Annotated in this window: 11 protein-coding genes and 1 pseudogene; 7 read left to right on the top strand and 5 right to left on the bottom strand. The window is 42.2% G+C overall.

Annotated features, from left to right (window positions below):
• Positions 1 to 4: 4 nt before the first annotated feature.
• The 3 genes and pseudogenes from FD716_RS18800 to FD716_RS19360 all read left to right on the top strand — a co-directional run.
• Positions 5 to 148 carry a hypothetical protein gene (locus FD716_RS18800; RefSeq protein ID WP_171476977.1) on the top strand — a complete coding sequence of 48 codons (144 nt, stop codon included), beginning with the start codon at positions 5 to 7 and terminating at the stop codon, positions 146 to 148.
• 308 nt (positions 149 to 456) lie between these two features.
• Entirely contained in the window at positions 457 to 1,230 is a 774-nt protein-coding gene (locus FD716_RS02110; RefSeq protein ID WP_139850721.1) for a class I SAM-dependent methyltransferase, read from the top strand.
• Between the two features lie 347 nt (positions 1,231 to 1,577).
• Positions 1,578 to 1,673: pseudogene (locus FD716_RS19360) on the top strand (hypothetical protein); the annotation flags it as partial.
• A 275-nt stretch (positions 1,674 to 1,948) separates the two neighbouring features.
• Here FD716_RS19360 and FD716_RS02100 read toward each other — a convergent pair.
• Together FD716_RS02100 and FD716_RS02095 are read right to left on the bottom strand one after the other, a co-directional pair.
• Positions 1,949 to 2,608, bottom strand: coding sequence for a hypothetical protein (locus FD716_RS02100; protein WP_407641861.1), 660 nt, complete (start codon positions 2,606 to 2,608; stop codon positions 1,949 to 1,951).
• A gap of 263 nt (positions 2,609 to 2,871) precedes the next feature.
• Positions 2,872 to 3,342 (bottom strand): Holliday junction resolvase-like protein, encoded by a 471-nt coding sequence (locus tag FD716_RS02095; RefSeq protein ID WP_139850719.1) that lies wholly within the window; start codon positions 3,340 to 3,342, stop codon positions 2,872 to 2,874.
• Between the two features lie 130 nt (positions 3,343 to 3,472).
• Between FD716_RS02095 and FD716_RS02090 the strand changes: the two genes are divergently transcribed.
• From FD716_RS02090 to yccS, 4 genes are all read left to right on the top strand, one after another.
• Positions 3,473 to 4,117 (top strand): ParA family protein, encoded by a 645-nt coding sequence (locus FD716_RS02090; RefSeq protein ID WP_139850718.1) that lies wholly within the window; start codon positions 3,473 to 3,475, stop codon positions 4,115 to 4,117.
• A gap of 152 nt (positions 4,118 to 4,269) precedes the next feature.
• Positions 4,270 to 5,385, top strand: coding sequence for an AI-2E family transporter (locus FD716_RS02085; protein ID WP_139850717.1), 1,116 nt, complete (start codon positions 4,270 to 4,272; stop codon positions 5,383 to 5,385).
• A 110-nt stretch (positions 5,386 to 5,495) separates the two neighbouring features.
• Positions 5,496 to 6,053, top strand: coding sequence for a superoxide dismutase family protein (gene sodC / locus FD716_RS02080; RefSeq protein WP_139850716.1), 558 nt, complete (start codon positions 5,496 to 5,498; stop codon positions 6,051 to 6,053).
• Between the two features lie 198 nt (positions 6,054 to 6,251).
• Positions 6,252 to 8,399: a YccS family putative transporter gene (yccS, locus tag FD716_RS02075; protein WP_139850715.1), complete on the top strand. Its 2,148-nt coding sequence runs from the start codon at positions 6,252 to 6,254 to the stop codon at positions 8,397 to 8,399.
• A 121-nt stretch (positions 8,400 to 8,520) separates the two neighbouring features.
• On the opposite strand, the gene FD716_RS02070 is transcribed toward yccS, so the two are convergent.
• From FD716_RS02070 to FD716_RS02060, 3 genes are all read right to left on the bottom strand, one after another.
• The gene (locus tag FD716_RS02070; RefSeq protein WP_139850714.1) at positions 8,521 to 9,387 is read right to left on the bottom strand and encodes a tyrosine-protein phosphatase; all 867 of its coding nucleotides are present in this window, start codon (positions 9,385 to 9,387) and stop codon (positions 8,521 to 8,523) included.
• 346 nt (positions 9,388 to 9,733) lie between these two features.
• Entirely contained in the window at positions 9,734 to 10,963 is a 1,230-nt protein-coding gene (craA, locus tag FD716_RS02065; protein ID WP_139850713.1) for a chloramphenicol efflux MFS transporter CraA, read from the bottom strand.
• Between the two features lie 361 nt (positions 10,964 to 11,324).
• Entirely contained in the window at positions 11,325 to 12,089 is a 765-nt protein-coding gene (locus FD716_RS02060) for a nucleotidyltransferase domain-containing protein (protein WP_139850712.1), read from the bottom strand.
• Positions 12,090 to 12,298: the final 209 nt, after the last annotated feature.

Below are 12,298 nucleotides of genomic sequence, written 5' to 3'. Positions count from 1 at the left end.
TTGTATGAATCCAACTCAGCGCGGTACAGCCACAGCCATTTCAGCCCCATTCCACATCGCCTCACTCGGTCAGCACATTAATCAAATACCTGCCCCAATCGCCCATCCAATTCAAGCTCTTGTTCTCGACACCACAATCACGACTTAGATAACGTCGAATCTTCAAGACCGCCTTCGATTCGGCTGCAAACAATCCTCCTGCGCTCTGGTCTTTATACTTGAGCTGATCCACAAGGTTTACGCTGCACTGGATTAAACCCATTCATCTTACCGACTTTAAATATCGTTATGTTGCAGCCAAATTTTGTGTTTTCAGCAAAGTCGGTTAGCGTAGAGCTGAGCGGCATAGCCAACTTTTAACAGAACGTTGTTCATCACCACAAGCTGATTAAAAAGGTGTGTAAAAACAATTGAGTCAAACAGTCCATTAAAACAAATACGATAGAGGCAATATCCATGACGGATTCAGTTCATCAGACGGCACAAAGCGGCTTCAGTTCAGCAGCCGAGTTATATCAACAAGTTCGCCCTAACTATCCACAAGAGATTGTCACGTGGTTACAGCAAAGTTTGCACTTAAATCACACCGCCAGTCTGGTTGATTTGGGTGCAGGCACAGGTAAGTTTATTGATTATTTAACCCAAGTCAGCCCCAATGTTATTGCCGTTGAGCCCGTGACAGCAATGCTACAACAATTGAAATTGCAGCATCCGCACATCAAAACCATACAGGCTGCTAGTCATCAAATCCCCCTCAGCCCGAAAAGTATTGATGCTGTGATTTGTGCCCAAGCATTTCATTGGTTTGCAGATATTGAAAGCCTACAATCTATTCATCAGATTCTAAAACCTCAAGGGGCATTGGGCTTGGTGTGGAATCAACGGGATGAGCAAGTCGGCTGGGTTAAAACCTTGGCGGATCTACTGGCCGAATATGAAGCCGACACCCCGCGCTATCATAGCGGTGCATGGGAACATGTGTTTCAACAACAAGCTTTATTTGAGCGAATTGATGTACAAGTATTTGAGCAAATACAATATGGTCGTGTTGAGGATGTGGTCAGTAAGCGACTGCTCTCTACCAGTTTTATTGCAGCAATGCCTACCGCGCAACAGCTTGAATTGAAAAATAAATTTGAACAGATTGTGCAACAAGAAACGGGGAAATCGCCCCAAGATCAGATTGGATTCCCCTATAAGACCTATGCCTATCACTATCAAAAGCAATAAACCAGCGTCCGAGATGGAGTAACTAAATGACGTTCCTAAAATTAAATAAGCTGCTAATCGTTTGTGTGAGTATCGGACTATTTAGTGCCTGCACGCCAAAATCTGATCAGAATCAATCGGCATCTACTGCTGAGACGCATAGCTCATCCGCGCATATGCCTGAGCAGCAGACACTCACGCTTCGGACTTTTGCAGCAAGCAAAGATGATGCACATGACATTGCAGTGCTGGAGACCTTTTATGAAAAAATCGATTTGCTGCGTACCGATGTAGAGGCAGATTTAAAAAACTTACAGCAGCAAGGCAATCTAAGCACCGATATCGCAGTACTGCGCCAACGTGATTATATGCAGTCTGCATTACATATGCTGAAAGCACTGAATCTCCGTACAGAGCAAGGCCGCTACATTCAAGGGCTGCTCTATCAATACTGGGAAAGCCAAGCACAGCAAAGTCTGCCCGTCAGCCATGCCACTGCAGAGCATCCAATTCGCTTAGAGAGTGACACGGTAGATCGTACTGATTATTTAAGTGCACAAGCACAGTTAAATAATTGGAAATCATTACAAACAAAAACTTAAAACATTGCAGAATACTGATAAATTAATATGCGTAAAAAATGATACATAACAAATGCTAGACCGTTTTACTCCGCCTTCTCCTTTGGGAGAGGGCTTTTTTTTAGCCGATATATAAGGGCATTTCAGCGCACTGAGACTTAGATATTTTGTCGTTCGATCCATTGAATGGAATCGACCCGAATTAAGCGGCAAGCCCCATCACCAACGCCATTCCAATCAAGTGCAGATTTCCAAACCAAGTCTTTATCATTAATTTGCACCAGATCACCTTGCAAGCGAACCAAATCTCCCCGTTTTACTTTTTTGATTTGCTCAGCAATTTCTGGGTTGCCTGGAATAATGTGCATATTGTTCACCAATTGGGTGGCAAGATGCGGTGAGATCGGTGGGCGCGCCATTTTCCAATTTAAAAACCGATCATATTGATTGATCGAAATTTGCCGCGCGATTTCCGGCTCAGTAAACATTCCACGGGTCACGGCATAATCAATCGGTGAGAATTTTGCCTGTTCATCTTGGTGATATTCTTTTGAACCTAAAATCCGGAACTCTCCTGCAAAAGGTTCAAGTACAGACATTTGCTGAGACTTTAAGGTCGGTGCTAAACCTTTGGCAATATTAAATTCAGCAGACTGATTGCTCGCAGATTGATCGAATGAGATTTGACGACTGGCGATCGGTTGTAGGTCTTGTTTCGCAAAGCTCGCTGCCTGAACCTGCCATGCACTACTGCATACTAGTGCTGCATAAACCATATTTCTTAACATACTCACCCCCAACAATTTCGCTGATTTCATCCTACCCGACCAAGGCCAGTCATTCCACTTGCCGCTATCGTTTCGTGCAACCTTGCACTGCTAACGCTCAAACACTCAAACACTCAAACGCTCAAACGCTCAAACGCTCAAACGCTCAAACGCTCAAACGCTGCTATACCTGCATATGTCACTTGAAGTATCAAGCTTATGTACAGAATGAGAGATTAAAATCCATCTCCGCTAACGATACCGTTTAGATTCGTGATTGATTTGTCATGATTCTGTTTAATCGCATTCAATTTTTATTCTTCATTAAAATCAATGTGAACCGTTTCAAAACGCACCCGTCCAGCCTGAACTGCCGCTGCAATCGCCTGTTGACCTTTGCTTAAGCGTGCACCACCACTTTTGATATCAATTAAAACCACTTCAATATCTTCAGCTGTTCCATCCCCATCCCGAAAATCGGTATATCCATCAAAGACCACATAATCAACTGGGTCACCTAAAAATTTAGCATCACTGGGCAAGTATCGAAACTGTGGTAAAAGTGGGGCAAGTTGCTCAGCCATTTTGCCTTTGAGTACCGCACGACTGGTATTGACACTGCGACGCTGTGCATTGACTAAGGCCTGTTGATGTTCCAACTCTAACTCTGCAATATACTGTTCATATTCAGCTTTTGTTCTTGCACTCCGACTTCCTGATAACAAAAATGTGGCCACAATCATGCCCAAACAAGCACCAATAAACATTGCCACCCAAATTGACATCGCCTCCCCCCTCTCAACAGAATTCAGCACAGTGTAAACAACACTCAAACTTTTGTCGTGCCCCGATGAATCAACGGAAAATGGTGGTAAGCTAGAAACAAATCTTAATTGACTTTATGTAATACAAAATATGAAGACGATACTTATTGCAAATCAGAAAGGCGGCTGCGGAAAAACTCTCACTGCGATCACATTAGCGTCAGCATTAGCACATAAAAATTATACTGTCGCACTCGCTGATGCCGATAATCAAAAATCGGCGTTACAGTGGTTAAAACAACGCCCAGACTCAACACCAACAATACTGAGCCTAGATTGGCGCCAAGAAAAATCAATTGGGGATGTTCCTAAAAACCTAGACTATCTGATTATTGATGCACCAGGTGCCCTAACCGGTGAGCATGCGGAGCAACTGATCAGTGAATGCCATGCCATTGTGACCCCATTACAGCCCTCATTTTTTGATATCGACAGTACCCGACGCTTCTTAAAGCACATTCATGACATTAAACGCATTCGTAAAGGTAAAGTTGATATCCATTTAATTGCCAATCGCGTCAGAGCCAACAGTGCCAGCTCCAAAGATATTCAGCAGTTTTTTGAAAAAATTGAACAACAGCCGGTGGGATGGATTTCCGAGCGCTCCGCTTATGGTTCTTTGGCAATGCAAGGGCTCAGCGTTTTTGATAAAAATCAAAAGAATTTTTTAGCGATTCAACAACAATGGCAACCTGCACTTGATGCTTTAATAGATGATCCAAGTGATTGGTTTTAATATCCAAATTCACTACAAGCTGCGTAGTCATGTTGTTTAATGAGCAGCTGGAGCATCCTTAAACAGCGATCGTAAATAATCAAAAAACTTTGGGTTATTCCGTTTCAATCTGAATAACCACCATGATCCTTTAATTTAAAGAAGAGAACTGAGTGCAAGAATTAAATCCATCCTTACAACGTGTATTGTTATTTTGCCTATGCTTGATTCTGATTTTTTTAGGCTATGACGTTCTCAAGTATTTTATTGTGCCCGTTCTTTGGGCCAGTATTATTACGTATATGACCTGGCCCATTTATAAATATATTCAAGCGCGCTGTGGTGAACATCGTCGTAGTTTGGGTGCCGCGATTATGATGTGCTTGGTGACCTTAGTGATCGGGTTGCCCTTAATCTTTGCTGTTTTTTTATTACAACAAGAAGGCCGAAATCTATATGTCGACTTACATAGTCAATTAATTTCAGGTCATATCTCTATTCCCGACTTTATCTTAAACCTCCCCATGATTGGCCCAGAAATCGCGCGTATTGTGCAAGAAATCAATGCCAACCCAAGCAGCTTAACCCAAACTATGAATACCTGGATTCAAGCCAATTTAAGCTACGGTAAAGTCGTGGCCAGTGAAATCAGTCGCAATCTGGTCAAACTTGGCTTTGTAATCATGACTTTATTCTTTTTCTATCGTGATGGAAAAGTCATTCTGCACCAAGTCAGTAAAGCCCTCGAAAAAATTGTTGGTCCGCGCGTACATCACTATTTAGATACCATTTCAGACACCACACGTGCGGTGGTTTATGGCGTTGGTCTCACTGCAGTCGCTCAAGCCCTGTTGGCTGGATTAAGCTATTTTGTTGCAGGGGTTCCCAACCCAATGGTACTCACCCTGATTACCTTTATCTTTGCTTTAATTCCATTTGGCACACCTTTCGCTTATGGCGCGGTGTCTCTCTGGCTATTTTCTCAAGGACAAACACTTGAATCTATTGGTGTAATGGTTTGGGGCATCTGTATCGTCAGTACCTCAGACAATGTAATTCGTCCCTTGGTTATTTCAGGTGCGACCCAGATTCCATTTATTCTGATTATGTTTGGTGTACTGGGTGGAATTGCCAGTTTTGGTTTGGTTGGTTTGTTTATTGGTCCCGTGCTGTTGGCCGTTCTCTTGGCAATCTGGCGTGAATGGCTACATGAAAGTCCTGAAGCAACGTTATTGCCCGATGCAACAATGGCACATGATATTGACGATCAATCCCCACCACTCTACTGAGTCATTGGGCGTTAATAAAAACCATACAAAGTAGTGCAAGTTAAGCTTGTACCCCATTCTTAGCTTTGCTTTAATTGATTGATCTGCATAATAAATTTAGGAAGTTTCGCATGTCGACTCAAGCTTTTAAAATAACTACATTGGTTGCAACCCTGTTTTTTAGCGCAATTGGATGCAGTACCGCTTTCGCTAAAAAACCACCACAAACACCCAAACAGACTGTGAACTTAAATGCCGTAACAGCACAAGGCATTGGTCAAAATATTGGCGAAGTGACGCTATTTGATAGCCCTCAAGGGCTGACCATACAAACTAAACTCAGCCATCTTCCTTCTGGCTTTCATGGCTTTCATATCCATGAGCATGCTTCATGTGCACCTGCTGAAAAAGACGGAAAAATGGGCGCTGCTTTGGCTGCTGGTGGTCACTTCAACCCCAACAATGTTGCTAAACACGGCACGCCCAATGACGGACACCTTGGTGACTTACCGGTCTTAAATGTTGATGGGAATGGCAATGCACGTACCACTGTGATTGCGCCACGGCTAAAACTCGCGGACATACAAGGCCGTTCTATCATGGTACATGCTGGTGGTGACAACTATTCAGATTATCCAAAACCACTGGGTGGTGGCGGTGATCGTATTGCTTGTGGTGTGATTCAATAATTTAACGGCTCCTGTTGATTTTAAAGCGCCAGTTGTGGATATCTCGATGGATATCCACAATTGCATCACGCAAAATAATGCACTCAATTTTTCACCGTTCAAACCCATAAGAACCTCATCTCCCCATCAAAAATCAGTTGACTGTAAAATCGAATCCGACCAGTCTACTGCTATCGCATTGAAAACCGAGAAACCACTGTGAATAACTTCTTCGGATACTTTCAAAACGTTAAATCAAATTCAGTGCTGATTTACTGCTGCCAAATGTGCATTGTTTTGAGTGGAACCACCTTAGGATTATTCTTCAGTGGTCATGAAAATTTGATTGTACCCGTCACACTTGGAGCCATTGCCACAGCGCTGACTGACTCTGATGATCGACTCAGTATCCGACTGCGTAATTTGGGCTATGTCTGCATCTTATTCTTTACAGTTAGCAGTATCTTAGATTTTCTCTACCCGCATAAAATTTTATTTATCTTATATTTATCGCTATCAAGTGCTGCTTTTATGCTGATGGGCGCCCTTGGGCAACGCTATGCCAGCATTTCATTTGGTACGGTGTTACTGTCGATTTACACCATGTTTGGCTTAGGTGAGTACGCCACTTGGTATACACAACCCAGTTATTTTGTGATGGGCACGCTGTGGTATGGCCTGACGGCGATTATTTTTTATTTACTCAAACCCACCCAAGCGGTACAAGACAATCTGGCGCAAAGCTTTACACAGATTGCCGAACTGTTTAAAACCAAGGCTCGCTTATTTGATCCCGACAATAGCCATAATATTGAACAATTGCTTTATGCCTTATCGCTACAAAATAGTCAGGTGGTCATCAGCTTAAATAATAGCAAACGTAGCTTGCTGACGCGGCTCAAAGCCTCACGCGCCAATCAAGATACCATTGAATATTTAAACCTGTACTTCCTTGCCCAAGACTTACATGAGCAAGCCGCATCGAACTATTTACATTATGAACAACTACATCGGCAATTTAGTCGTAGTGATTTAATTTATCGCATTCAAAAGAATTTAGGTTTAAAGGCCAAGGCCTGTAATCAGCTTGCTGACTGTATTGTGCAGCAGCGCCCTTATCATATCGATTCCGATCAAGCCTATGCTTTAGCACAACTTGAGCTTTCAATTCATGATTGGATCGCACGCAACCCAGCCAATTTAGAAGTCAAAAATCTGCTGCTAATTTTAAAAAACTTAAGCAACATTGATGAACAATTCAGTCGCGTGGGGCAGCAGCAACATTATGCCGCACAGTATTCAACGCAACTGGATGACCTAAATCTATTGGATGATGATATCCATGGCGCAACGGATTTATGGCTTAAACTCAAACCGCATTTAAGCCCGCAATCTGCGCTATTTCGTCATGCAGTACGCATTGGTTTTGTCTTTGCGGTTGGTTATGCTATTTCGCTGCTGCCTTTTGCACAACATGGTTATTGGATCTTACTCACCAGTTTATTTGTTTGTCAGATCAGCTACTTCGCCACTAAAAGCCGTTTAAAACGACGTACCTTGGGTACAGTGTTGGGGGTATTACTGGGCATTCCGATTTTGTATTTTGTTCCCAGTATTGAGGGACAACTCGTATTGACCATTGTCTTTGGCGTTGCTTTTTTCTATTTGCGCTCAAAAAAATATGCCATGGCCACCCTCATGGCAACCTTAATGGTATTACTGATTTTCAATTTAAAAGGTGCCGGTTATAGCGTGATTTTGCCACGGATTATCGATACCTTACTCGGCTGTTTAATTGCATGGTTTGCGGTGAGTGTGATTTGGCCAGACTGGAACTTTCGTAATATTTCTAAGCATATTAAAAAGAGTCTGCACAGCAGTTTGGATTATTTTGATCTGGTCATCGCCCAATACCAAACGGGGAGAGATAACAGCGTGACCTATCGCCAAGCACGGCGCTCTGCCCACAATACACAAACTGAATTATCGAGCATGATTTCCAGTTTAAGTACTGAACCCAATCCCAATCCCGATTTAATTCAAACGGCATTTCGCTATCTGGTTTATAGCCACAGTCAACTCAGTTATATTTCGGCACTCGGCAGCCATCGTGTGCAAGTACAAGATCCGCAATTACTCAATTTAATGCAGTGGTGCCAGCAGTTATTGCATGCGGTGTTATTAGAACAACGGGCTTTAGACTTGCCGCAAATTGAATTTAAATTAGCAGAAATTCAGCAACTCAGTGCGCAAGAGGCGTTATCCGATGATTTATTATTGGCACTTAAACAGATTAGTTTATTGCTAGAAACCTTGCCTGAGTTTTTACAGTTAAGAAATAAATTATTGGCTCTGGATATTCAGTGAAGGTGCAGATCTGTGAAAAATACCAATATGATTTGCTATCCTCAAAATCTTCTCTTCCAATCCCTCAAACATACCTGAGCCTCATCTCCAAGTCTGTTTGAGGGATTAAATCAATTGGGTGCTATACCGAATAACCCACCAACATTTTTTTCTTCAATGCTGCAATATCGGCATCACTGAGTAGCAAAGCCTGTTTTGCATATTGCTCAATAGAGCCAAAAGTGGTTTTTAACGCGGTTAATTCAGCATCTAAAAATGCATCTTGAACCCTCAATACCGGGGCATAGGCATCTGCAATTTTTTGCCCATATGTTTTAACTGCATCTGCATAGCTCTTTTGCACTCTTTCTGCAGTATATGTATTGGTTAATAAATAGTCGGATCGAATCACCTCCTCATCAACACCCAATAACATTTGAATCACCGCTGCGGTCCAACCAGTACGATCTTTTCCATCGGTACAATGAAAAACTTGTGAATTTAAATTATAAATTAAGCCGCGAATCACCACCCCAAAGCGGTAACTCACTTCAGGATGCATAATAAAACTGCGCACCAATTGCGTCATATAATCAATGGCATCAGCAGATATATGAAACCTAGGAATGGAAACCGTATCTATGCCCATGATATTAATCAGCGCAATATCTATTGCTGGGCTGAGTAAATCAGGTTGTTTTTTTCGTTCTGCCATCGTTCTTAAGTCATAGACCATTTTGATGTCTAGGTCTTGCAAGGTCTGTTGATCTGCATCTTGGAGCGGTAAATAATTCGACCGATAAATCAGACCACGACGTAAGCGAAGTCCATCACGATTTACATAGTTGTTTGCAGTGCTATCCCCCGCAATATCTCGAAAATTGTCAGCGGCAATTAACCGTGGTGTATCAGCAAGTACAAGATTAGGTTGAATAATATGGGGTTTTGGATGCGTAATTGCGGTGGGTTTATTGATTTCAGCACTCGAACTTTGGTTATACATCAGCATGGTACTCTATGAAAACGAGTCGTCCTAAAATGGGTGACAGGATGAATCCCCATAAAAGTCTCGACCCATAAAATTTAATTCTTCTTAAGTTATATTTCAAACACGTTTGATCTATGACATTGATCGTATTTTTTATTCTATATTCTAAAAATATAATGAGATAGCCAAACTGCGCGACTACAACATTAAAGCCAAAAATATTAACAGTTTAAATATATACCGCACGCACCCAGAGCGACGAATGTCCGCTCCACAGTCAATAATCAATCCCTTAAATCATTGTAGTAGCGTCATATAAAATAGGAGGCTCAACACCGTTAAGTGTGGCCTCCCTGTTCTTTTATATTTAAAACTGACCCTGTTGCTTACGTTCTTGCATCAGTTGTTTGATGGCACTTCTTGGAAAACCAAACCAAATCGCCACCAAGGCGAAGCAAAGCAAGCTATACGACCAGATATGCCATTGCGCATACAAGATCCGCGATGCCTCAATCATGATAAAGACGATAGACATCATCAGCATAGAGACTGCGGCTGCGACTGTTCCTTTAGAAACCTCAGAGGACATCAGGGCAAAACGGAATAGTATTGAAAAGCTAATCCCTTCACCAAAACTCATGAGGCTCATGCCCAGCAACAAACAAAACAGCAGATAGTCTTGCCAAATCATTCCTACCAGCAGAATCACGCCACCCAATAACATCATCGGCACACCAATCAGGATGGTTTTCCCCAATGGATATTTGTCGATAATTTTCATCAGCAGTACATTGCCTAGAATTAAGGCGCCTAACACCGGAAATTGTGCCAGACCATATTCAAAACCGCTTAAGCCCAATTCTTCAACCAAAATAATGGGGGATAATGCGACCCACAGCATGATCGGCCCGCAAACCAAAGGCAAAGACATGGTCAGCGCCAAAAAACGTTTATTGCGGTAAACCTGTTTGAAATCATCAAAAACAGTGCCAAAAGAGCGTTTGGTATAACTGATTTGATGCGTTGGCATTTTGTACTTTAGACCAAACCAACTCAGCCCAGCCATCAATGCAATCGCAATAAAGCCCCAATGCCATGACACATGATCAATCAAAGCAGCCCCAAAGATGGGACCTAACAGCGGTGCAAGCAATGAAATATTGGCCATCAATGCCATGACTTTAATTGCATCACGCTCTTCAAAGCTTTCTTGAATTGCAGCATAGCCCACAGCACTAATCGCAGATAGACCAAAGCCTTGTAAGAAACGCAGTACTAGAAACTGTTGGATATTCTGGGTGAATAAGATCAGTAAACAGCAGAGTACAAAGAACAATACTCCAGCCAATAACACCCGTTTACGACCGAGACGATCTGACAGTGGCCCCAATAGCCACGCGACGGAGACCCCGCCCAATAAATAAAATGACATGGACGAAGGTGCCCATGAACTACTCACCCCAAAATCGCGGGTAATTGCCAACATTGCCGGTTGGACTAAATCGTTGCCGATATAAACTGAAAACTCAAAAAGAACCAATGCCAATGGAAACATCAGCGTGGCACGACTCAAGGTTGTGGTTGGAAGCTTTTGCATTTTGAACTACACATATGGAACGGCTGGTCTTGCTGAACCTTATTTTAAGAATGGTAAAGGTCAGCCCAATGACAAGCACTGAGTAAAAGGTAATTGTTTGGTAATGCGCTTAGAACAAGCGACTGGATACACCGTATTCACAAGGTGTTAGATCGAGATCAAAAAAAGGAGGAGCAACGACTGAGAATGATGGCAAGCTGCCTCTAAACTCGATGATTGTGCTAAGTGCGGACAGTTTAGCAGAAATTATTTAATTGAATATCATTTAGATTAAATAAATGCATATTGTCGCAAATAAAAATAGAAGAATGCCATTACTCAGTTCAACCTAAACTGAGTAATGGTGTTTAGACGGTCTATCTTAGCCATAATAATGCTGTTTTAACTGAAAACTATAGTCGGTTAAATAACGTTGTAATGCTACTGCATGTGGACCTTTATTCGGTTCATGGGCTGTTAAATCCGCAATTTTATTAGTCAATAAGCGGGTTACAGCCTGTTGCTCAAGCTCAGATAACAGTGCTTTCTCACGTTGTTGTTGCTTAATTTCGAGATAGTCTTCACCCCATTGCCGTAACGGATCATTCGGGGTGATTTGTTGAAATAGCTCAGTAATTTTCAGCGCTGGCATTTGTTGTTTTGCAGCAAGTTCAGCGGACAATAAGCCACGAATCGAGTAAAAGACTTTTTTATAGGTGAAATTGGTTGGCGTTTGCATCACGCTCATGCCACCCTTTGCCAAGGATAAATAATGAAAATATAAAGCCTTATAATCAATTTTAGCCAATAAACCATCAACGAACGGGCTCCAACCTGCGAACTGGTTAAAGTAAACAACATGCGCTCTCACCCATTCCAATACCGTCGGATTACTTTTGGCCAGTAAACCAAACATTTTATCTAAATCAAAAGAGACAAAATCGAAATCACCATCCATGATTTCAATCAAATCACGATGTTTCTGATAATCAAAGTATTGTGCCTTAGAGGGCAAATGAAAACCGCGTACATCATAATCACTGTCTGGACTGGCCATGCCCCAAAGACGACTACCACTTTCGATATAAAACAATGGAATATCGTCACGATCTTGAAAAACGTGCTGGATGTGTCGTTGGATATCCATTTTAAATCGCTCACTCTATTTTTTTTGAACTAATGGGTATAGCACTGGCAATACTAAGATACAAGTCTCAGGTTTGCTTGCCATTACTGACTCACCAGTCATCTCACGGTAACTCTCGCCATTGAGCCATCTATCGGCTTTGTTTAGATTAGTCCGCTTGCTTTGCTTACCACATGACATGCTGGGCTTAGATTGACCAACGTGCTCGA

Source organism: Acinetobacter pullicarnis, assembly GCF_006352475.1.
Taxonomy (GTDB): Bacteria; Pseudomonadota; Gammaproteobacteria; order Pseudomonadales; family Moraxellaceae; genus Acinetobacter; species Acinetobacter pullicarnis.
The sequence above is the reverse complement of the archived record's forward strand: the minus strand, read 5'-3'. Positions and strand labels throughout refer to the sequence as shown.

What these genes read in the sequence shown, in the direction of transcription:
- FD716_RS02110 (WP_139850721.1), top strand. Translation starts at nt 457, where the DNA reads ATGACGGATTCAGTTCATCAGACGGCACAAAGCGGCTTCAGTTCAGCA.
- craA (WP_139850713.1), bottom strand. Translation starts at nt 10,963, where the DNA reads ATGCAAAAGCTTCCAACCACAACCTTGAGTCGTGCCACGCTGATGTTT.
- FD716_RS02090 (WP_139850718.1), top strand. Translation starts at nt 3,473, where the DNA reads ATGAAGACGATACTTATTGCAAATCAGAAAGGCGGCTGCGGAAAAACT.
- FD716_RS02070 (WP_139850714.1), bottom strand. Translation starts at nt 9,387, where the DNA reads ATGCTGATGTATAACCAAAGTTCGAGTGCTGAAATCAATAAACCCACC.
- FD716_RS02100 (WP_407641861.1), bottom strand. Translation starts at nt 2,608, where the DNA reads ATGAAATCAGCGAAATTGTTGGGGGTGAGTATGTTAAGAAATATGGTT.
- FD716_RS02060 (WP_139850712.1), bottom strand. Translation starts at nt 12,089, where the DNA reads ATGGATATCCAACGACACATCCAGCACGTTTTTCAAGATCGTGACGAT.
- FD716_RS18800 (WP_171476977.1), top strand. Translation starts at nt 5, where the DNA reads ATGAATCCAACTCAGCGCGGTACAGCCACAGCCATTTCAGCCCCATTC.
- sodC (WP_139850716.1), top strand. Translation starts at nt 5,496, where the DNA reads ATGTCGACTCAAGCTTTTAAAATAACTACATTGGTTGCAACCCTGTTT.
- FD716_RS02095 (WP_139850719.1), bottom strand. Translation starts at nt 3,342, where the DNA reads ATGTCAATTTGGGTGGCAATGTTTATTGGTGCTTGTTTGGGCATGATT.